Source organism: Arthrobacter sp. CAN_A212 (assembly GCF_015752345.1).
Classification (GTDB): Bacteria; Actinomycetota; Actinomycetes; order Actinomycetales; family Micrococcaceae; genus Arthrobacter_D.
Genome location: NZ_JADOUT010000013.1, coordinates 53,740 through 75,195 on the forward strand (window position 1 = coordinate 53,740; position 21,456 = coordinate 75,195).

At 62.9% G+C, this 21,456-nt stretch carries 20 protein-coding genes; 13 read left to right on the forward strand and 7 right to left on the reverse strand.

All coding sequences use genetic code 11. The features are described from left to right. Positions 1 to 50 precede the first annotated feature (50 nt). The 3 genes from IWX64_RS11225 to IWX64_RS11235 form a co-directional block, all read right to left on the reverse strand. Positions 51 to 1,337, reverse strand: coding sequence for a GmrSD restriction endonuclease domain-containing protein (locus IWX64_RS11225; protein WP_334683259.1), 1,287 nt, complete (start codon positions 1,335 to 1,337; stop codon positions 51 to 53). A gap of 140 nt (positions 1,338 to 1,477) precedes the next feature. Next, positions 1,478 to 2,107, reverse strand: coding sequence for a LuxR C-terminal-related transcriptional regulator (locus tag IWX64_RS11230; protein WP_442859051.1), 630 nt, complete (start codon positions 2,105 to 2,107; stop codon positions 1,478 to 1,480). Between the two features lie 56 nt (positions 2,108 to 2,163). Next, on the reverse strand, positions 2,164 to 3,420 hold the full coding sequence (locus tag IWX64_RS11235) for a sensor histidine kinase (RefSeq protein WP_196867209.1): 1,257 nt from the start codon (positions 3,418 to 3,420) through the stop codon (positions 2,164 to 2,166). Positions 3,421 to 3,537: 117 nt separating this feature from the next. Between IWX64_RS11235 and IWX64_RS11240 the strand changes: the two genes are divergently transcribed. Further along, positions 3,538 to 4,266 carry a GAP family protein gene (locus IWX64_RS11240; RefSeq protein ID WP_196867210.1) on the forward strand — a complete coding sequence of 243 codons (729 nt, stop codon included), beginning with the start codon at positions 3,538 to 3,540 and terminating at the stop codon, positions 4,264 to 4,266. Positions 4,267 to 4,328: 62 nt separating this feature from the next. Next, a complete protein-coding gene (locus IWX64_RS11245; RefSeq protein WP_196867211.1) occupies positions 4,329 to 4,802 on the forward strand; it encodes a DUF6194 family protein in 474 nt (157 codons plus the stop codon). Positions 4,803 to 4,867: 65 nt separating this feature from the next. Here IWX64_RS11245 and IWX64_RS11250 read toward each other — a convergent pair whose 3' ends face one another. Genes IWX64_RS11250 through IWX64_RS11265 form a run of 4 tightly spaced genes read right to left on the reverse strand, consistent with a single transcriptional unit; the run spans position 4,868 to position 9,106 of the window. Then, positions 4,868 to 5,962, reverse strand: coding sequence for a heme-dependent oxidative N-demethylase family protein (locus IWX64_RS11250; RefSeq protein ID WP_196867212.1), 1,095 nt, complete (start codon positions 5,960 to 5,962; stop codon positions 4,868 to 4,870). 11 nt (positions 5,963 to 5,973) lie between these two features. Continuing rightward, complete coding sequence (locus IWX64_RS11255) at positions 5,974 to 6,945, reverse strand: PDR/VanB family oxidoreductase (RefSeq protein ID WP_196867213.1); 972 nt, start codon at positions 6,943 to 6,945, stop codon at positions 5,974 to 5,976. Beyond that, positions 6,942 to 7,547, reverse strand: coding sequence for a dimethylamine monooxygenase subunit DmmA family protein (locus tag IWX64_RS11260; RefSeq protein ID WP_395939849.1), 606 nt, complete (start codon positions 7,545 to 7,547; stop codon positions 6,942 to 6,944). The genes IWX64_RS11255 and IWX64_RS11260 overlap by 4 nt, the downstream gene beginning before the upstream one ends. A gap of 8 nt (positions 7,548 to 7,555) precedes the next feature. After that, positions 7,556 to 9,106 carry an APC family permease gene (locus IWX64_RS11265; protein ID WP_196867215.1) on the reverse strand — a complete coding sequence of 517 codons (1,551 nt, stop codon included), beginning with the start codon at positions 9,104 to 9,106 and terminating at the stop codon, positions 7,556 to 7,558. A gap of 306 nt (positions 9,107 to 9,412) precedes the next feature. Here IWX64_RS11265 and IWX64_RS11270 point away from each other — a divergent pair, with 306 nt between their 5' ends. The 11 genes from IWX64_RS11270 (at position 9,413) to IWX64_RS11320 (ending at position 21,339) form a co-directional block, all read left to right on the forward strand. Continuing rightward, positions 9,413 to 10,174: a FadR/GntR family transcriptional regulator gene (locus IWX64_RS11270; protein WP_196867216.1), complete on the forward strand. Its 762-nt coding sequence runs from the start codon at positions 9,413 to 9,415 to the stop codon at positions 10,172 to 10,174. Next, the gene (locus tag IWX64_RS11275) at positions 10,171 to 10,875 is read left to right on the forward strand and encodes a cache domain-containing protein (protein WP_196867217.1); all 705 of its coding nucleotides are present in this window, start codon (positions 10,171 to 10,173) and stop codon (positions 10,873 to 10,875) included. The genes IWX64_RS11270 and IWX64_RS11275 overlap by 4 nt, the downstream gene beginning before the upstream one ends. Positions 10,876 to 10,951: 76 nt before the next feature. Next, positions 10,952 to 11,185, forward strand: coding sequence for a hypothetical protein (locus tag IWX64_RS11280; RefSeq protein ID WP_196867218.1), 234 nt, complete (start codon positions 10,952 to 10,954; stop codon positions 11,183 to 11,185). 9 nt (positions 11,186 to 11,194) lie between these two features. After that, positions 11,195 to 12,481: a class I SAM-dependent methyltransferase gene (locus tag IWX64_RS11285; RefSeq protein ID WP_196867219.1), complete on the forward strand. Its 1,287-nt coding sequence runs from the start codon at positions 11,195 to 11,197 to the stop codon at positions 12,479 to 12,481. A gap of 135 nt (positions 12,482 to 12,616) precedes the next feature. After that, positions 12,617 to 14,068, forward strand: coding sequence for a DUF3375 domain-containing protein (locus IWX64_RS11290; RefSeq protein WP_196867220.1), 1,452 nt, complete (start codon positions 12,617 to 12,619; stop codon positions 14,066 to 14,068). After that, positions 14,065 to 14,742 (forward strand): DUF4194 domain-containing protein, encoded by a 678-nt coding sequence (locus IWX64_RS11295; protein ID WP_196867221.1) that lies wholly within the window; start codon positions 14,065 to 14,067, stop codon positions 14,740 to 14,742. The genes IWX64_RS11290 and IWX64_RS11295 overlap by 4 nt, the downstream gene beginning before the upstream one ends. Next, positions 14,739 to 18,104, forward strand: coding sequence for an ATP-binding protein (locus IWX64_RS11300; protein ID WP_196867222.1), 3,366 nt, complete (start codon positions 14,739 to 14,741; stop codon positions 18,102 to 18,104). Before IWX64_RS11295 ends, IWX64_RS11300 begins: the two co-directional genes overlap by 4 nt. Before the next feature lie 25 nt (positions 18,105 to 18,129). Beyond that, on the forward strand, positions 18,130 to 19,335 hold the full coding sequence (locus IWX64_RS11305) for a Wadjet anti-phage system protein JetD domain-containing protein (protein WP_196867223.1): 1,206 nt from the start codon (positions 18,130 to 18,132) through the stop codon (positions 19,333 to 19,335). A gap of 67 nt (positions 19,336 to 19,402) precedes the next feature. Further along, positions 19,403 to 19,669, forward strand: a complete 267-nt coding sequence (locus IWX64_RS11310; protein ID WP_196867224.1) for a type II toxin-antitoxin system Phd/YefM family antitoxin — start codon at positions 19,403 to 19,405, stop codon at positions 19,667 to 19,669. After that, the gene (locus tag IWX64_RS11315) at positions 19,666 to 20,058 is read left to right on the forward strand and encodes a type II toxin-antitoxin system VapC family toxin (protein ID WP_196867225.1); all 393 of its coding nucleotides are present in this window, start codon (positions 19,666 to 19,668) and stop codon (positions 20,056 to 20,058) included. Before IWX64_RS11310 ends, IWX64_RS11315 begins: the two co-directional genes overlap by 4 nt. Before the next feature lie 36 nt (positions 20,059 to 20,094). Continuing rightward, entirely contained in the window at positions 20,095 to 21,339 is a 1,245-nt protein-coding gene (locus IWX64_RS11320) for a metal-dependent hydrolase family protein (RefSeq protein WP_196867226.1), read from the forward strand. The last annotated feature ends 117 nt before the right edge of the window (positions 21,340 to 21,456 follow it).

Sequence of the window (21,456 nt, forward strand, 5' to 3'; positions counted from 1 at the left end):
GGCTACACCGACCGCTTTCGTCTAACTCCGGTGCCGCTGCGTAGTGGCGCCTATTCGCAGCCCACGCCGTCGCCGTCGCGGTCCAGATGGCTGCCGTACCCGGGCTGCCCTGCGTAGACCGGTGCGGCGCCGGCGGCGCGGGCGGCGGTGCAGTTCTCGAACGGGACGGCGGGTGCCGGAGCGGGTATCGGTGCAGGAGCGGGTGCAGGTGCAGGTGCCGGTGCTGGTGCCGGCGCAGGTGCGGGTGCGGGTGCCGGGGCCGGCGCCGGCACAGGCACCGGCACAGGCACCGGCGCCGTCTGGCTGGTCGGAGCCAGCAGGTCGGAGCAGTTCCCGAGAACCCGTGCCATCGCGTCCCGTTCGGCTTGGGTGACCCACAAATTGTAGGTGGCCTTCACCGAGATCTGCCGGGCGACGTACTCGCACCTGAACGACTGGTTCGGCGGCAGCCAGGTGGCGGCGTCGCCCGCTCCCTTTTGCCCGTTGGTCGGCCCATCGGTGGCCTGGAGGTTCAAGGGATCGTTGGCGAAGGCGATGCGCTGATCGACGGTGAGCTGCTGGGCACCCTTCTGCCAGGCATCGGAGAGTGCCACCACATGATCAATCTGGACCTCGATGCTGGTGGACTGGCCCCGCAGAAAGTTGATGGTGGTGCCCGTATAAGGGTCGTCGAGAATGCCTGACGAAACCTTGCAGGGCACCGAGTTGGCGTGAATGATCGCCGTGAGATCCCGGTTGAGCATGTCGTTGCGGGTGTCGCAGCCGTTGCGGTCGACGTCGGCCCAGGCCTGTCCAAACTGGTCCCGGTCATATCCGGTCTTCGGCGCCCGGCCCTTGACGGCAAGGGTGTCCAGCAGTTCGAGGGTGCGAACGCCGTACGCCGGCTGGTCTTCGGGAGCACTCGGGTCGCCGTCGACGGCGGTGGGCTCGTCAACGTCAACCGGCGCGACATCTTCGCTCAGTGCGGGCGTCGGCGTCGCAGTCGGAGTTGGTGTGGGTGTGGGTGTCGGCGTGGCACTGGGCGTCGGTGTCGTCGCGGGAGGGGTGGCCGACTCGACCTCGGCCGGAGCGGAGGTTGTCTCCTCGGCAACTGCCGCGGGCGTGGTGGTGTCGGTCGGAGGCGCCAGGAGCCCTCCGATCAGGAAGGCGGCCAGCGCGCCCGCCATGGTGATCGCGCCCATCTTCCTGCCGGCGATGCCGGCCCAGGACGCGCGGTTGGTGATCACCACGTACAGGCCGGTGAAGAACGCAACCAATCCCGCCATCACGAGGGCGCCACTGGGTCCGCTGGTGATGAGGCCCAATGCGATCAGGAAGAGACAGGCACCTGCTACCACCGCTGTAGAGATCCTGATTTTCGGTTTATCCGTCGCCGGCTCGGTCAACGGGTCAGGTGGCAGCGACGAATTTGGCAAGTGGTTCCCCCAGGAAAGTGATTGTCAGCGAAGCCTACCGTTGATCAGTCGGCCGCCCGGCATCAGACCAGACGCTCCTCCCGGGCGATGATGGCGGCCTGGGTGCGCGACCGGCAGCCGAGCTTGGTGAGCACCCGTGACACGTGGGTTTTGGTGGTTCCCGCCGAAATAGTGAGCCGCGCTGAAATATCCCGGTTGGACAGTCCCTCGGCAATCAGTGCGAGCACCTCAGTCTCCCGTTCGGTCAGCTGGTCCTCGGGCCCGCTGCTGCTCGGGGCGGGCGCGGTGTCCTGCCCGGCGGTGAGGAGTGACGCATCGCGATCCAGGGCAACGTACGCCTCCAGGAGGCGGCGGGTCGCTTCGGGGGCAATGACGGCGTCGCCAGCCGCGACCCGACGGACCGCGTCCAGCAAAGCCGCAGGCTCGGCGGTTTTGAGCAGGAACCCGGCCGCGCCAGCCCGCAGCGCGCCGAAGATGTACTCGTCCACGTCGAACGTGGTCAGGATCAGCACCTGTGCCAGCCCGGCGCCAACAATGGTCCGGGTGGCCGCGATCCCGTCCATTCCGGGCATCCGTACGTCCATCAGCACGACGTCGGGACGTAGTGCGGTCGCGTTGGCCACCGCCGCGTTGCCGTTGGATGCTTCACCGACCACCTCGACGTCGGGCGCTGCTTCGAGGATGAACCGCATGCCGGCCCTGATGGCTGCGTGATCGTCGACGAGGAGTACCCGGATCGGCGTGCCGTTCACGGGGTCGCGGTCGCCGGGGAAGAAGTCAGCGGGAGGATGGCCGCGACCGTCCAGTGGTGGGCGGTCGCGCCGGCCGTCACCTGTCCCCCGATGCCCGCTGCCCGTTCCCGCATCGAGATTAGGCCGAGGCCGAGACCTGGCGGCGAGTCAGTGCCGGCTTCCGTGGATAAGGTGTTGCGGATCGTGATGCCTGTGCCGGCCGGGTCGTGGTCCGGGATGACCTGCACGCTGACCTGACTGCGCGGGGCGTGCTTGGCTGCGTTGGTGAGCGCCTCCTGCACAATCCGATACCCGGCCAGTTCGGTCGCCGCACTGACGCGCCCACCCGGCAGGTGGGCGAGCTGGTTATCAACCGTCACTGTCAGACCGTTGGCCCGGGCCTGGTCCACGAGGGGTTGGAGGTGCGTCAACCGCGGGACGGCGGTGTCGTCGTCGTGCGGTGACCCGTCCATTGCACTGGACTGGTCATCCCCGCCAGGTTCGACGTCGGGGTTGCGGAGCAGAGCGATCATGGTGCGCATGTCCTCCATCGATTCGAGGGCCGATCGGCGGACCTGGGTGAGCGCTGCCCGGTCCTTTGCTTCGGCGGGCGGGGTGGCCAGCGCGCCGCCCGAGTGCAGGGCGATCGCGGAGAGGTGGGAGGCGACGACGTCGTGCAGGTCCCGGGCGAGCGAGTCGCGTTCCTGCCGGATGGCCTGCTGTCGGCTGGCGAGCGAGAGGCGCTCGACGGCGTCGGCCCGGGCAGCGGCGACCTCGGCGAGCTCGGTCTTGCGCCGCACGTCCATGGCCCACCAGAGCGGGGCGATGAAGATGGCTGCCTGTTGCAGGCCAGTGAGGACGGTGATTTCCAGGTCGCCGGTGTTGGCGAGCCGGTAGATCACCGGGAGGGCTACAAACACCCCGGCAACTATCCACAGCACGCGGCGCACCCGGGGAGACACGATCAGTCCTGCCGTGTAAAGGAGGTCGAAAAAGGGCAGGAGCATGGCGATGCTGCCGCCGAGGAGAAGGTCGACGGCGAGCGCAATCACGCCGATCAGCAGGGTGGTCACGGGTGCGCGCCGTTTGAAGACGAGGACCACACAGGACACGGCGAGCGGGAGGGCGAACCACCACCGCTCGTCGTCGGTCAGGCGCACCAGAGCGGTCTGGCCGCCCCACACCCCGGTAAGACCCAGCCCGATCAGCAGCAGCCCACAGACCAGGGTGATGGCTGCGGTGAGTGCGTCCCGGCGCAGGTTGGTGTTGTCCACCAGTTCATTGCATCACAGCTGGCCCGTGCAGGAGTCGGCCGAAAGTTGTATTGATTCACCCCAGATCAGTCTTATCGCAGATGCCGCCGGACGGTCCCCAGCCGTACCGTCCTTGGCATGACACTTGCACTTGCTGGAGCGCTCGCCGCGCTCGCCCTGATCGATTCCACGAGTTTCGGCACCCTGATGATTCCGCTGTGGCTGATGTTGGCGCCCGGAAGACTGCGGGTAGGGCGTATTCTGCTTTTCTTGGTGACGGTGGCATCCTTTTACTTCGGGGTGGGGCTGGCTGTCATGTTTGGTGCGGAGGCCGCGATGGAGCGGCTGGGCGGCCTGTTCAGTTCCCGACTCATGCTGACGGCGCTGTTTGTGGCTGGGATTGTCCTCGTCATCTGGAGTTTCCAGTTGGAGGCCAAGGCCAAGCGGGACAAGAAGGAGGGGACGCCGCCGTCGTCGCGCGTCCTGCGGTGGCGTGACCGCGCGGTGGGGACGCCGTCGTCGGGCACGGGTGACGGGTCGGGCGGTGTCGCGCTCATGGGGCTGGCGGTGGGCGCCGGGACAGTGGAGGTGGCCACGATGCTTCCCTACCTGGGGGCGATCGGGCTGCTGACCACTTCGGACGTTGGCTGGCCGCTGTCCGGCGGGGTGCTGGCAGCGTATTGCCTGGTGATGATTCTTCCGGCGCTGGTGTTTCTGCTGCTGCGGTTGGTGGCGGCCCGCTGGGTTGATCCGGCGCTGATGAAACTTGATGGGTGGCTCACCCGCAATTCGACCAACACCCTGTCCTGGGTGGCAGGGATCCTCGGCGTCCTGCTGGTGGTCAACACCGCCGGTGGGGTGCTCTAACTCAGGCTTGGTTGACGAGCGTTTCGTTGTTCCGGTTCCTGCCAACTGGCAGTATGTGGCGAATGGAGGAGAGCGAGATTATCGAGATCGTTTCTGCACTGCCGGGAGTCGTGTCTCTCACCGCGAGCGCTGCAGATGGTTCGCCCGAGAGCGCGTGGGGAGATACTTTCTTCTTTTACGATCCCGACGGCGACACCCCTGACACGCACCGGTTCCCTTTCGCGACAATTGTCGGCTCCAACTACAAGGGATTCGACGAGGCGTCCAATCTCGACCGGCCCGGAGTCTTCAGGGTGAATGTCGCCGTCGGTCGTTCGGCCTTTGAAACGCTCTTCGGTCGGTCGCCGAAGGACGCTGCAGAGCACCTTTCGGATCACGACGTCGCCGCGTCGGACGTTCTGTTTCCTCACCCGAATTACGCGTCGCAGGCCTGGGTGTCGGTCATCAATCCGGCGCAGCGGACCAGCGCTGAGCTGAGGCCGCTGCTGGAGTTGGCCCACGATCTCGCACGGAATCGGTACGACCCGCGGGGCTGAGGTGGCCTCGCCAATGGGACGGATATCCGTCCCATTAGCGAGCCTTCACCTACTTTTCGCATGGCTCAGCTATCGCCAGGCTGAATTCCGTCCTGAATCCAGGGATAGCCAGTTGCGAGGGGTGCTCCGTCGTCGTGATGGGAGAGCCACTCGACGGCGGCCCCATGGTATCGGTGGAAGCCCTTATAGTCGGCGAGTTCGAGGTCCAGTGAAGAAAGAGCCCGGTGTACTCGCTTTGCCCAATCCGGTGAGTGTTCCACAAGTTCAGCCAGGCTGACAAGGTACGTACGGACCGGGAACACTATGGCATTGGACCGGGGCAGACGGTGCAAAGGCTGCAGTTCGATGCGGAGGTAAACCTTCTCTCCTGCATTTTCGGCCGTGACTTTCGCCCGATCCGGCGCCCATTCAGGGAGCGTTTCCACCGAGGTCTCAAGTCGGGGGTTTACGGTCAGCGACCAATTGACCCGCCGGACTGGGTGGCCGGGTTTCATCCGAAGCAGGAACTTAAGCGCTCGGTCGAGAATGCCCAATTTGTCCACCTTCGGCACCGGACCATGGAACTCGGCGAAATTCATTCCCATATTGAACTGGAGGGAATAGTCTGCCCGCTGCGTCGTCATACCAGCGCCGATGACAAGGGTGTTGTCTCTCTCCTCAAGAACGACGAACTCACCCTGGGCCTGCCGCGTCGCGTACTCCATCGGATCCATTGGCAGCGTCGCAGGATCACCGAAAGTGAAAGAGTCATCAATGCCCAGCAGCCGGTTCTCCCACCGCCACTCGTTTCCGTTCTTGGTAAGCGTGAAGTGCTCAGGGAAATCCCTGTTGTAGGACTCGAAGATGAGCTCCAGGAGGTCCCACTGCGCCTCCAACATGTGCGGCAACGCCAGATAGTGGACACCTGGCATCTCCGCGAGCATCTGCGCGCGATGGGCACACTCGGACACATAGTGTTCATCGATGTCGAATGCGGCCACTAGGGCGCCGGTGCCAGCTGAGACATGAGGTTCTAGGTTCATCGAGTACATATACTCGTCGTCCGGAAATGGGAACGGGAGTCGACGGACTCCCTCACGGGAGTTGGCGAATCGGTATTGCCCCTCAGGTGTGTAGGTTTCGTCGGTAGTAAATTTGGTTGACTCAGGTATCGCTGTCATAGGAGCTCTCCTTAGGCGTTGATGACAAGTTTTGTGCAGGTGGCGCGCGAGACGCAGGGCATGATGAGCGTGTTGGCGCACCGCTCGGGTTCAGACAACCAGTCGTCCCTGTGATCGATAGTGCCCTCGAGTTCGAGAACCTCGGTCTCGCACTCACCGCATGCGCCACCGCGACAGAGGTAGGGCAGTTTATGACCAGCCTCTTCCACCGCCTCCAATAGCGATTGCTCCGGCGACACCACTACTTCTGCTCCAGACCGGGCCAGAGTGACTGTGAAGGGACTTCCGGTAGATCCGAGGTCTTCAAACCGTTCGTAGTGAATATGCGACTCGGTCCATCCGAGTGACTGTGCCGCCTCGATGACGTCATTTACCATCCGAGCTGGTCCGCAAACGTAGGTATGAGTGCCAAGTGGCCGTCCGGCGAGGATTTCTGCCGAGTTCAGCCGGGAGCCTTCCCCAAGGCCGTAGAGCGTAACCCGATCCCCGTAGAGTTCCTTGAGCTCACGGCCGAGGGCGGCATGAGCGGACCCTCGAACCGCCAGGTGGAGCTCAAACGAGCCTCCCTTGACGCTTAGCTCTTCCAATTGCGAGTAGATCGGAGTGACACCGACACCACCGGCAATGAACAGATGATGGCGAGCGTGTTTCGATACTGGAAAAAGGTTCGCTGGCGTCGTGACGGAGAGGACATCGCCTTCCCGGACGTTCCGGTGCATGGCAATTGAGCCACGCTTTCCTTCGTCAATACGACGGACGGCAATTTGGTACTTGCTCGTGTCATAGGGCGAACTCATGAGCGAATAGGCGTTGCGACGCGTCTCCCCCTCAAACGGAATGAGAACCCGAACATGGCTCCCTCCAGAGAAGGGTGGAAGCCAGGTCCCGTCCTCGGCGGAGAAGGTATATCGATTGATTTCCGGTGTGACCGCTTCGATCCGGTCGACTCTCAGCCGCAGGGCTCCGTTGTGCGCTTCACTCATGTATCCAACTCCTCGTCTTCCGGTAGTTCCCCAGGCACTTCTCCGTCGGCTTTCACTCCCTGGAATGCGGCGAGCCTCCCAGAGTAGTGATCGCGGACAACCAGATTTCTCTCACACCCGGGGCACCGAAACACCCGCCGGGTTACGTTCTCGGAATAGTGACTGCAGTGCGCGCACCACACACGTCGGACGAAGGAACCTGCGTGCTCTCGCAGCACCTCGTCCCTATTCATCCCATAAGAGGTGGCAACCTGCATCGAGGTGCCGATGAAGCCCTCAGAGCCCGAAATGTACAAGCGAATGCCCATCTTGGCCCCGGCGAGGAATGAGTCAAGACCGCTAACTGCATCGCCGTTGCTCTCAAAGACGAGGAGGTGACCCACGCCAGATTCCTGTAGTTCGGCCAAATAGTTTCGGCCCGTGAACGATTCAGTCGAGTACAGGACGCTGGTCGCGGACAGCTGTGCCGGATTCATTTCGCCGAGAAGGCGCATCAGCGGCTCTCCGCCGCTGCCCTGCGCAGCAGCCACGTGGGTCAAGCCCTTCGCCATGGGGGTGAGCTTGTCGTACACGGGGCGACTTTTGATGCCAGTGATGAGCATGAGCGTTGTTACCTCTCATCTTTCTCGACCACTGTCGGGGCCAGGGTGTCCGAGCTGTTACCTGACGTCGCCGCCGGAACAGCGTCAGCTGCTGGAGCGTCGCCCAGGAGGTAAGGCTTCTTCCAGGCCATGTAGACCAGACCGATGACTACGACGGTGACCGCTGAGATCAGGACGACGTAGTTTGCGAACCACCCGTCTTCAGGGGTCCGGGGCCACGCCATGTTGATCATGCCAAGCACTCCCCAGACGAGGGCCGCGATGTTCACCGGGATACCCCAAGCACCGAGTTGGAAAGCTCCATTAGGCTTCCATCCGAGAAGGCGAGCCCGCAGCGACGCCAGGACCACCATCTGGAACCCCATGTACATGCCCATCGCGGCGAACGAGATGATGACTGTCAGTGCGTCGCTGGAAACTTTTGATCCAATGACGATGAGCGCTGGAACCAGTCCTGCTAGAAGCAGTGCGTAGGGAGGTACGTGGCGTGATTCGCTGAAGGTGCGCAGGAGCTTGCTGCCCGGGAGGATGCCGTCGCGCGCCATCGAATAGGCAAGACGGGAGGTGGCCGCCTGCAGGCTCACCACGCAAGAGAGGAAAGAGACCAAGACGATCACGAGAACAGCTTTGAAACCGATAGGTCCAAAGGCAGAGAGGAGTACATTCCCCACGGGATCTGCGTCCTCTCCAGAGATCACTGCAGCGAAGTCAGGCACCGCGAGAATCAGGGAAAGACAAACGAACATTGCAGCAAAACCACCAATGTAGATGGTCATCCGCATGGCTTTGGGGATGGTCCGCCCGGGATTCGGGACCTCTTCCGCCACATCACCGCACGCTTCGAAACCGTAGTACTGGAAGATGCCGATGAGCCCGGCAGCTGCGAAGGCCACAAAATAGCCGCTGCCTTCCCCCGCCCCGAACGACTGAAACAGAACGCTGAGATCGTGCTGGCGGGCAGTCACGAATAGCCAGGTTCCCACTGCGAGTGCACCGCCGAGTTCAGCCAGGAGCCCAACCATTGCCACGGTGTTCAGAACTTTGGTTCCGCCAAGATTCAGGATCGTCGCAAGCGCAATGACCACCAGACCGGCAATGATCACGGAATTTGTGCTGTTCTCCATGCCGACAAGAGTGCTCAGGAATGGCCCGGCTCCGTATGCGACGCTGGCGATAGTGGTTAGCAGAGCAACGAGGTACACCCAGCCGTTCATCCAACCCCATTTGCGGCCCCAGAGCCGACGTGACCAGGGATAGACTCCGCCAGCCACCGGGTATGCCGCCACTACCTCACCGAAAACCGTTGCGACAAAAAACTGACCGAATCCGACGATGACCAGGGACCAAAACATCGGGGGTCCAGCAACACTCAGGGAAACCGCGAACAAGGAGTAAATGGCCACTACCGGTGACAGGTAGGTAAATCCCAGGGAGACGTTTCCCCAGAAGGTCATCTCCCGTTTGAACTGCTTCTCATATGAGTAACCAAGGCTGGCGAGGTGCTGAGCGTCTTCGTCAACGTCCAACTCTTTCGCAGGCTCCGTGATGTCTCCGCGCATGGAACTCCTTCCGGTCGGGCCCGATTGTCTGTGAGCAGGGCCACATTCGAAAAACCCTACTTCCAAAGGTTTAAAAGAGCAAGAAGCAGAGTCTGGCCAGACTCAAGCCCGTAAAAGAGCCATTAATCCGACATATTCGCAATTTAACCTTTGCTTCCATTGCTTTTTGCCAGGTCACAGCTAAACTCAACGAAGCACAAGCCGAGCCTTGAACGGATCTCGCACGTCCCACCTGACCACCCGGAGGATCAAACTTCGACACGGGTTAGAATCGGGCCTAGTCCCTACACCGCATGGAGTCGTTTCTTGGCAGCTACTACCGCGTTTCAAGCCCAGGTCTACCGGTCGTTGCCCGAAACAGAACGCTCCGAGGCGATCGTCAACAGGATCTCCAAAGCCATCGCCTTGGGCCTGTTGAAGGTTGGGGAACGTCTCCCGCCGGAGACGGCCCTTTCGGAGATGTTCGGGGTTGCTCCGTCGACGCTCAGGGAAGCTCTCGCCGACTTGCGGGATCAGGGAATCGTCACCACCCGACGCGGACGCAACGGCGGCACATTCATCGTCAAACAACCTTTCACCTCCGCCGATGCCATACGAAAATGGTTCGAAGAAACATCGATCGCCGAGATTCGTGATGTTGGCGACGAGCATGCAGCGATTGCCGCAGCGACCGTGCGGCTGGCCTGCGAGCGGGCCGAGCCTCACGAAATCGACAGACTGCTTGAGCTCGCCCGGGCCCTTGTCCTGTCGGACAAACCGGAACTGCAAGCTCGCGCCGACAGCAGGTTTCATATTGAGTTGGCGGTTCTGGCCCAATCGCCCAGGCTGACAAACGCCGAAATACGGCTGCAGGCCGAAACGGTTCAGGCACTGTGGACTCCGGTGTCGTTAACCCGAGATGCGGAACGTGTGGCGGCCGAGCACCTTGCTTTGGCCCGCGCTATCGCCGACGACTCTCCTGAAGACGCGCAACGGCTAGTGCTGAATCACATTCGGCAGGACGTTCATCATTTGGTGGATGCCAAATTGTCTCTCGGGTATCCGACACCCCAGGAGGATCGCCCGTGACCACCAATAGTCATGCGATGAAGGCTGCCGATGAAATTGCTGCCTGGATGAACACGCTGGGTCTCGACGTTCATCGTTTTGCGGAGCAGACGGCGGCGTTGTGGTTGGACCACCCAAGTCCCCTCAGCCTTGAGCGCAACGACCTCGCGAGACTGGAGATCATGACCCGGAATTTCCTTAAAGCACATAGTTTTGTCGTCGGAGCCGGCGTCATTTTCTCCCGGGAGGTTATCAGGAGCAGGGAAGGTGGTCTGGAGTGGTGGATCAAGCGCTCCGGAAACGTCGAGAAACTGGAGTTTGATCTGACGCCCGGCGGGGAACGGTTCTACGACTATCAAAATATGCCGTTTTTTGCCGCCGCCAACCGCACTGGAGAACAGACTGCGTGGGGGCCCTACGTCGATTATTTGGGACTCGACGAATACATCCTCACTCACTCCGCTCCCATTATGCTCGAGGGGAATTTCGCTGGAGTAGCTGGCTGCGACATCAGGATCAGGAAGCTAGAAGAGATATTCATGCCTTTTCTTCGTGCTATCCCTGGCGACGCGGCGCTTCTCAACGGAAACGGACGCGTCGTCGTCGGGAACTCAGGTGCCTACCTGGTGGGCGAGCGAATTCGCTCCATTCCGAGGGACAAAGAAATCATCCCGATCGACGTGCCCCACCTTGAATTCTCGCTATTGTGTGGGGGTTGTTGAGCACGGAGCGATGGTCACAAGCGAGATGTCATCGTGCTTGAATGGAGCCATGCGCAGGGATAGGAATCCTCCGAGAATGAACAAGCGTGCCGCCCGCGCGCTCGCCATCGGCGCGATGAGCCTCGCGCTCATCTTCGCCGCCTACGCCGTCGTCCTTGCCCTCTCCGGCGCTGAGCCGTGGTCGGTCGCGATGACCGCCGTCTTCGCCCTCGCCTACGCTGGCCTGTTCCTCTCGCTGCGAAGGAAACACCTCCTCCCGCCCCGGCGATCGACAGCAATACCCCTAGCCGTCTCAGCCAAACCGGAGTAGACAGTGCCTATGAGCAAATCACGGGGGTCCGCTGCACGGTTGGCTGAGGCATTGGCCATTTTCCTGGGCACCGAGGAAATCCCACTCCGTCTCAAGGCGTGGGACGGATCGGAGGCAGGACCCGCCGGTGCGCCGGTAATCGAGTTCCGTTCACGGCGGGCACTGCGGCGGATGCTCTGGTCCCCCGGCATGCTCGGCCTGAGCCGCGCCTACGTGGCGGGCGATATCGATGCCCCCGGCGACCTCTACGAAAGCTTCTCAGCGCTAAGCGCCGTCGGGAAGTTCGCCGACCTCGAACCCTTCAGCCCCCTGACCCTCCGCGAACGCGCCAAGCTGCTGGGCACCGCGATCCGGTTGGGTGCCATCGGCCGCAATCCCACGCCGCCGCCCGAGGAGATCAGCATCGACCGGGCTGGCCGGAAGCACTCCAAGAAGCGTGACGCCGCCGCGGTTTCCCACCACTACGACGTCGGCAACGACTTTTACGCGCTCGTCCTCGGTCCGTCGATGGTCTACTCCTGCGCGGTCTGGGACTCCCCCGATACCGGCCTCGACGCAGCGCAAACGGCCAAGATCGACCTGGTCTGCCGCAAACTCGGCCTGCAGCCGGGGATGCGGGTGCTGGATGTGGGCTGCGGGTGGGGCAGCTTCGCCCTTCACGCGGCGAAAAGGTATGGGGCCGTCGTCGTCGGCGTCACCCTGTCCACCGAGCAGGCCGAGCGTGCCCGCAAACGGGTGGCCGAGGCCGGGCTGACCGGCCAGGTGGAGATCCGGGTCCAGGATTATCGCGACGTCGACGACGGCCCGTTCGACGCCATCAGCTCCATCGGCATGTCCGAACATGTGGGGCGCGATCAGATCGGCGGCTATGCGGCACATCTGTTCGGTCTGCTCCGCCCTGGCGGCCGGCTGCTCAACCACGCCATCTCGTGGAACGCCGGCGACACGATGCGCCCCGATCCCGATTCGTTCATTCCGCGCTACGTCTTTCCCGACGGCGAGATGCTCAGCCTGACCGTGATGCTCGGCGCCCTCGAGTCGGCGAAGTTGGAGGTGCTCGACGTCGAAGCGCTGCGCCGACACTACGCCCTCACCCTCCGCGCCTGGGTGCAGAACCTCGAGGATCATTGGAAGGAGGCGGTGGGGTTGACAACTGAGGGTCGTGCACGGGTCTGGAGGCTCTATATGGCGACCAGCGCGCTTGGGTTTGAGAACGGGCTGACCGGCGTGAACCAGGTGTTGGCGCAGCGACCAGGCGGCGCGGAGCCACCGCTGCGGCGAGCCGACTGGCTGTAACTACTGAACGCAAAGGGCCTGGTTCGACGCATCGCGACAAAACAGGTGCGCCCCTGCGGCACCTCATCCGCAGCGCCCCCTACACGCCCGTGGTGCTCGCTGAAGCATCTCCCCGATCCCTGTACCGTTGAAGCCGTGAGTACACTCAGCGCTGCCTACGCCGCTGAACGGCTGTTTAAGGACCACCCCGCCTGGGCGCTCCTCCGCGGACGCAACGCCGCTGCCGCCGTCGCGCTGCTGGGCGCCCATCTGGCGGGAGACAGCCGACGTCGCCCTGCTCCTGAGCTTTTCGATCTGATCGAGGACGACCTTCAAAACCTTCGCGACCACGGGTTCGACCTGCCTCAGACCTCCCAGGCGTACTGTTCGGAGTGGCGCACGGAAGGTATCCTCATCCGCAGAGCGTCGGAAGAGGCACGGGGCGAAACCTTCGAGTTGTCGCAGGGGGCCCTAACCGCCATCCAGTTTGTCTCCCAGCTCGCCGAACCGCGGCAGGCGGTTACGGAGTCCCGCCTGTCGAGCATTTTCAGCTCGCTGCGCCAGCTTGCCCAGGACACCGATCCGAGCTCAGCCTCCCGGCTCGACGCCCTCAGGGCCGAGCAGGAACGCCTGGCTGCCGAAATCGAACGGGTACAGGCGGGCGATTTCGAAGTGCTGGACACCGGACGGGCGCTGGAACGCGTCAAGGAGCTTCTCCTCCTGGCTGACGAAATCCCCAGCGACTTCTCCAGGGTCCGCGCTGAACTTGAGTTGATCAATCGGAACCTGCGCGAGCGGCTCATCAGCCAGCAAGGATCGCGCGGCACAGTGCTCGAGGACATCTTCCGCGGCGTGGACCACCTCTCCGAGTCCGATGCCGGCCGCAGCTTCAATGGTTTCTTCTCCCTCATCCTCGACCCCGAGCAAAGCGCCGAGTTTGAGGTATCCGTGGGCAACGTACTGGACCGCGACTTCGCGGGAGAGCTGACCCCACGTCAGACTCGTTTTCTCAGGCGCCTGCTCCCGTCGCTCCAGGATTCAAGCGGCGAAATCCACGAGGTAATGACAAACCTCTCCCGCAGCCTTCGCCGGTTTGTCCAAAGCCAGGAACTCGAGGAAGACCGCAAAATCAACTCGCTGCTCCGGGACACGCTGCGCGAAGGTGTGGAGCTGAGCAGAACCGTCAGGGTGTGGCAGTCAACCTCGCTCGACCTTGACCTCACGTCCATGCCCCTCGGATCCATCTCCGCGTTCTCGCTGCACAACCCTGCCGATTCAGAGACCGTGGCTGGCATCGTGACCCGCGAACCCGAACCCGTGGATCTTCGCGAGCTACGGGCGCTGGCTCGCGCCTCAGAAATTGACATGAAGGAACTGGTGAGCAACGTGAACGCTGTTTTCGACCGCCGCGGTGCGGCCACGATAGCTGACATCCTGGACGCGCGCCCGGCCACCCAGGGGGTGGCCAGCGTGGTGGGCCTCCTGGTCCTCGCCGAAGCGCAGGGCCGCCTTCTCGACGGCGACGAACCGGTGACCTGGCACTCGTCCCAAGGCATAGCCAGGTATGGTGTGGTGCCGCGCTATCTCTTCACCCGGAGGATCACATGAGTTTCAACACTGACGAATCCATCACGGCTGACCCTCCCACGCACACCTCCGACGCTGGAGGCGGGCTGTGGGACGGCGATACCGGAACGCTCGGCGACGCATCCCGTCGGGCACTGGTCCAGTTGTACCGCGGTCCGTTCCTCTCCGCCGAGCGTCATGGCCACCTTTGGGCGGCACTGCTCAACGACGAGAGGGAAATCCGTTCCCGGTTGGCGGACGCTTACCTTGAACTGGTGATCGACGTCGAAAGTCAGTTGGCCTTTGCCCGGAACGCCCAGGCACCGGACACCGACATTCCAAAAGTAATGCGCAGCCATCCGCTCACCTTCATGGATACCGCCATGCTGCTGCACCTGCGCCAACAGCTGCTGCACGGAGACGGTCGCGAGCGGGTCATTGTGGGCAAGGACGAGGTCGCGGACCAGTTGCAGGTGTACCGCGGGGCCGATGACTCTGATCCAGCCGGCTTTGCCAAACGGATCAACTCCTCGTGGCAGAAGATGAGCACTTACGGCATTCTCGCGGCCACCAGCACCGAGGACAGGTTCGAGGTCTCCCCCGTGCTTCGATTGATTTTCGGGGCTGACGAGATCGCCGCAGTCCAGGCCGAATATCGCAGGCTTGCCAACGGACGGAACCTGTCCCCCGAACCAGTGAAGGGAGAATTGGCGTGACCACTGAAGCGTTACCGGGCCTTGATTTCAACCAGGCCGCCGACGCCGCGGACAATCATCCCGGCCAGTGGAGGCTGGACAGTGTGGAACTGGTGAACTGGGGGACGTTCCAGGGCCACCACCGGGTGGATGTGGCTCGCGAGGGCTTCCTGATCACCGGCCACTCGGGTTCCGGGAAATCCTCCCTGCTCGATGGCATCGCCGCTGTACTGACCCCACGCAAATGGCTCAGGTTCAACGCAGCAGCCCAGGATGCCTCCAGTCGGGGCGAGGACCGGTCGATCGTCAGCTACATCCGCGGGGCATGGCGGCGGCAGGCCGACGAAGTGACGGGCGAGGTGGCCAGCGACCACCTCCGGCCGGGTGCTACCTGGAGCGGCATCCTGTTGCGCTATCGGAACGGTAGTAGTGGACAACCGGTGGTCCTGACCAAGCTGTACCACCTGAAACGGGGCAGCAATACTCCGGCGGAGGTCAGCGAGCTGCACATCCTGCTCCAGGAGGACGTACAGCTCACCGATTTCGAGGACTTTGCCCGCAACGGTCTGGAGACCCGCAAAATCAAGGCCCGCTGGCCTGGCGCCGCCGTCGTCACCGACCAGCATTCCGCGTTTGCCCGGAAGTTCCGGGGCCTCCTGGGCATTGGCAGCGACAACGCGCTGCTCCTGCTTCACAAAACCCAGTCAGCCAAGAGCCTCGGGAATCTGGATGAGCTGTTCCGCAACTTCATGCTCGACGAGCCGGCTACCTTCAAGCTGGCGAAGACCGCCGTCGACCAGTTCTCCGAGCTCGCCGAGGCCCACCGGCTCGTGGTGGAGGCCCGCAGGCAGGTGGAGCACCTTCAACCGCTGGTCCCGCTGTGTCAGGACTATGAGGAGAGCACCTCCACGATGGACCGGACAGCCGGTCTGCGGCAAGCGCTCACTCCCTTTAAGGATGGGTGGAAGCTCAGGCTAGCAACAGAGGAAAAGGCGGTAGCCGACCAGCTGCTGAAGGTGACCGAAAGCGAGCTGGCTGCTGCAGCTGCCGCAATCGAGGCAGCGGAAAGGGCTCATTCCCTCGCCCGCGCCCAGGTGGAGAACAGCGGCGGCCAGGCTCTGGCTCAGCAGAAGGAATGGCTGACCATTGCGGAGGCCAGGGAACAAGACGTACGACGCCGTCAGGCTGAGTTGGAGAACGATCTCACCTCGGTGGGTGTGGAGTTTCCCAGCACTGCTGGTGAGTTTGAGGAATTGCGGTCCATGGCCGAACGGGAACGTGCCGAACTGGCTGCGGCACAGGTCCGCGGGGATGCCCAGCTGGACGGGCTAAGGGACACGCGAACCGATCTGACCCGTCGTCGTGACGCGCTGACCAATGAGGTTCGGTCGCTGCGCCAACAGTCCTCCAACATGGACAAACGGTATTTGGACGCGCGGCGCTTGATCTGCCACGCCACCGGCCTACCGGCGTCGTCGCTACCGTTCGTCGCCGAACTGATCCAGGTACGACGCGAGCATGCGTCCTGGACCGGGGCCCTGGAACGGGTGCTTCGTCCGTTGGCCACCATCATGGCTGTTCCGGCGGTCCACGAGGGCGCCGTCTCCGCAGCGATGAACAGCATCGACCTGGGTACCCGGCTGGTAGTGGAAGCCGTCGGCAATCGGATCGAGGCACCGCGCACCGCCCGCTCCGACCGCTCGCTGATCCACAGGTTGGAGGTTCACCGGGGCCCAATGGCGGAGTGGGTCCACGGACAGTTGTCCAAACTGTATGACTACGAGTGCGTCGATGACCCGGCCGAGCTGAAGGGCCTGGAGAAGGCTGTCACCATCGCTGGGCAGGTGAAACGGTCACGGACCCGCTACGAAAAGGACGACCGCCACCGGGTCGAGGACCGGGAGTTCTGGATCCTGGGCTTCGACAACGAGGCCAAAGTCGAACACTTGCTCGGATTGGTGAGGGAGGTCACCGGGCAACTCGACGCCGTGAACGGGCAGGTCACCAAGGCTGAGCGGCTCCGCGAAGCGGCACGCATCCGGGTCAAGGTACTCGAATCCCTGAACCGGCAGAGCTGGGAAAGTCTGGACGTCACGGCCGCAACCGCTGCCAGGCGGCAGCAACAGCAGCAGCTGACTTCGCTGCTCGCCGCCAGCACTGACCTGAGGTTAGCCGAAAAGGCGCAGGCGGAGGCGTCGGAGCGCCGATCCGCTGCGAAGAACCACGAAACCGCTGTGCGTACCCGGTTCGCCGACTATCGGAGCCAGCTCAGGGAGCTGGAAACCGTCATCGACGCCCTCATCGGACAGGACACGGGTTCCGTCGAGGCCGAGGACATGGCAACCCTCGAACAGCTCTTCCGATCGGTACGGCGCAGCATCACACATGCGCAGATTGACGACGTCGCGCTGCGGGTCAGCAACTCGCTCACCGAGGACGAGAACGCTGCGCGCAGAACGGCGCTCAAAGCGGAGCAGGCCATTGCCGACATTCAGCGGGGCTTCATCAACTTCTGGCACGCGATGGCAGGGGATCTGACCCCCGAGATCACCGATCGCGGCGGTTTCCTCGACATTCTCGGGCAGCTCCGGGCGGATCGGTTGCCGGATTTCGAACAGAAGTTCTTCGACCTGTTGGAGAGCCAGGCGCAGCGGAACGTGGGGCAGCTTGCGAACGAGATCCGGCGCGCCCCGGGCCAGATCCGGGAACGGATCGATCCAGTGAACCGCTCGCTCAGGCGGTCACCCTTTGACCAGGGCCGGTACCTGAAGATCACTGTCAAGGACAACAACTCGGCAGTCAAAGCCAGGTTCATGCAGGACCTCCAGACGGTCTCGGCCGGGTCCTGGGCGGCTGGCAGCCGGGACGCTGCGGAACAGAAGTTTGACGTGATGAACCGGCTGATGGCACGCCTGTCTTCCAGCGAATCGGGAGACAGAAGCTGGCAGAACCAGTGCCTCGACACGCGGCTGCACGTCCGGTTCACCGGGGTGGAACTGGATGGGTCCGGGCATACAGTCAATATCCATGATTCCAGCGCGGGCCTGTCCGGCGGGCAGCGTCAGAAGCTGGTGATCTTCTGTCTGGCGGCAGCCCTGCGCTACCAGCTGGCTGAGGATGAGGACGACATCCCCGGGTACGGCACCGTAATCCTCGACGAGGCGTTCGACAAGGCGGACAGCGCGTTCACCAAGATGGCCATGAACGTGTTCCTGGAATTCGGTTTCCACATGGTGCTTGCCACGCCCCTCAAACTGCTACAAACCCTCGAAGACTACGTGGGCGGTATTGCGCTTGTGGTGTGCCGGGACTTCAAGGACTCCCGGATGGGTGTGGTGTCAGTCAACGACGGAGAACTGCAGGCCTCGCTGGACGACGCATGACCACGCATTGGGGACGGGTTTCCTAATGGCCCGCCCCTGGGTCACCGTCGAGGCGGCGAGAAGGACAGCGGCCACCAAGTACTCCCGCAGCTTCGGTGAGTGGTCGGTGGGCAGAGGCACCGCGTTGATGGACGTTCCGCTGCACCCACCGACAGAATCAGGCGCTCTGGCGGATCAGGCTGCGGCTATCGCCTGGGTGACATCTTGGCGCAACGCTGGCCTGGATGACTCGGTGGTCTGGACTACACGCCGCTGGGCGAGCGTTGGAAGCCAGGAGATACCCGACCGTCTGCGACTGGAAGGTGCGGCGGCAATCGCTGGATTCGCTCGGAAGGGATCCCAGTGGTTGCAGATCCGTAGCCGGGCCGACGCACTGCTGACGCAGTTTGCGCCCGGGCCGGCTGCGCGCACCGGAGTTCCTGATGACCCTGTTGCCGGTGAGTCCACCAGCGATCGAGGCAATCGTGTCGCTGACGCAGTGCAGCGCAGCTCCAGAGCACTATCGGACCTGGCCGACATCGACTTCGAGCGGCTGTTGTCGGTTCTTCTCTGGCTGGAGGCCAACCCCGATTCGGGGTTGTATATCAGGCAACTGCCGGTTCGCGGTGTGGACACCAAATGGATCTCCATGCACCGTGTGCTGGTGGAGCGGCTGTTTGCTGCGGTAACCGGTCACGATTCGTTGGGGTTGGCGCTACCTCCCGCCCAGGTGAGAATAAGATTCCTGGATCCTGAGTATGCTCCCGGCGGGTTGGTGGACGTTGCCGTCCCGATTACTGAGCTGGCTGACTTGCCCATCCAGCCCCGAACTGTGTTTGTCTTCGAGAATCTCGAATCCGTGGTCGCAATGCCCCCGGTACCCGGCGCCGTGGTGATCCACGGTTCCGGGTACGCAGTGGGCCGGTTGAGCGGGATCCCGTGGGTCAGCGACGGCCACGTGGTCTATTGGGGAGACCTCGACTCGCATGGGTTCGGGATTCTCAACCGGGTCCGGTCGTCCTGCTCAGACGTGTCGGTGGTGCTGATGGACCTAGAAACCCTCAGGGCCCACCGTGACCTGTGGGTGGAGGAACCCTCACCGAACAGTGGCGTGTTTGGCTATCTGTTACCGGACGAGCTGGTCGTCGTGGCCGAGCTCCAGCGCCTTGGGAACGTGCGGCTTGAGCAGGAGCGGATTGGGTGGGCTTATGCCCTGACGCAACTTCTGCAATCAGCACAGAAAGCACGATAGACGTCCACCTTAATTCCCGATGTGCTACAGTTGCTACAGGTACTGAACCCTGGTACGGAGGCTACTTATGACAACCCAAATTCCCCATCGAGAGTTGCGGAATCAGAGCAGCAAAATTCTCGAACGCGTCAAAGGTGGCGAAACAATCGCCGTCACCAACAGCGGTGAAGTCGCGGCGATTCTGGTTCCGCCGTCAGCGTCCCCCCTTGAGCAACTGCTCCTATCAGGCAATATCAGACCCGCAGTTGTAGGCGGCGTCGATTTTCGTCTCCTGCCCCGTAGCCCGGGCGAGGAAACTACCGAAATTTTGTCTGATCTGCGGGGAGACCGTTGATCGTCTACGTCGACACGTCGGCGGCACTCAAACTCATCATCGACGAAAAAGAGTCCAGCGCGCTCGCTGACTTTCTCACCACTGCTGCCGACAGAGGAGATCAGCTTGTCTCGTCAATGCTGCTCTACACCGAGCTACATTGCGCCTCGCGTAGACGTTTGGGCATCCCGTCCTCCGCGGTAAATGCGGTCCTGCGGGGAATCAGCCTCGTTGACCTCACCCGGTCGGACATGGTGTATGCAGCCGCCTTGTCCAATGGCCTACGCAGCGCAGACGCGATTCACCTAGCGGTGGCACTCCGCCTCGAGGCGGATTCGTTGGCGGCGTATGACGGCGAGCTTGTTGCCGCAGCAGTAGATGCGGGACTTTCAGCGGTATCACCCCGGTAGGGTGAATTAGGCCACTACCACCAGCGAAAGGCACCCATGACGCAAGCGACTGTCCTCAAAAACGGCCACGTGTTCGACGGCGAACGCTTCCTCCCCGGCGCCACCGACGTCGTTTTCCGGGACGGAGCGATTGTGGCCGTGGGACGGGACGCCGGATTGGCCGCGGAGTACGCGGAGGCCACCGTGGTGGACTGCGCCGGGCGCACGGTGCTGCCGGGCATCATCGATCTGCATGTGCATGTGATGACTTCGACGCCCGGTTCCATCCAGTCGATGGTGGAGCCCTATTCGCTGCAGTTCTACGAGTCCGTCAAGAACCTTGAGGCAACGCTGCGGGCTGGCGTCACGACAGCGCGCGACGCCGGTGGTGCCGACCTGGGCGCCAAGACGGCAGTCGAATCAGGCCTCATCAAGGGTCCACGGCTCCGGTTGGCGGTCAGCATCATGTCCCAGACCGGCGGACACGGCGACATGTGGCACCCTTCAGGGCTTGAGTCGCCCGACTTTGGCCCCCATCCCGGGCGCCCGAGCGGAATCGCCGACGGCGTCGAGGAAGTCCGGAAGGTGACCCGCACCCTGCTCCGGGCAGGCGCCGACCAAATCAAGATCTGTTCCACCGGAGGCGTGCTCTCGCCGACCACCGATCCGCGGCACTCCCAGTTCACCCCCGCTGAGATCGCTGTAATCGTCGAGGAAGCCGGGATGCAGGGCAAATACGTGATGGCACACGCGCAGGGAACCGCCGGGATCATCAATGCGTTGCGGGCGGGAGTCCGGACGATCGAGCACGGCATTTACCTCACCGATGAAGCAATCCAGCTGTTCCTCGACTCCGAGGCCTACCTGGTGCCGACCCTTTCCGCTCCCCTGGCAGTAATCCGCAAGGGTGAGTCCGGCTCCAGCGGACTATCGCAGCAGGTCATCGATAAAGCGCAACGGGTTGCGGAGAACCACCGACAGTCGGTCGCGCGGGCAATTGCGGCCGGCGTGAAGATCGGAATGGGCACCGATGCCGGTGTCGGTGAGCACGGAGACAATCTGGAAGAACTTTCCCTCATGGCCGACGCCGGCATGAACCTTGAGCAGGTGCTGGCCGCTTCCACGTCGGTGCCGGGTGAGCTGATCACACCGGTGGGTGCTGTGGGCCGGCTGGCCGAGAAGCACCTGGCCGACGTCGTGGTGCTTAATGGGCTGCTGGAATCGACCGAGCAACTGGCTGGATTGAGGGGCATGATCGGGCAGGTCTACCAGGGCGGCGTGCTGCAGTTTCAGGAGGGGTAGCCGGTCAGGTCTTCCGAGCCTTCGATGAGTATCGACCTGAACTCGTCCTGAGCTCGACCGCACAAACACGCCGGTCGCTCGGTGGTCCACCTTCGGCATTACGGCTGGCTAGCACCT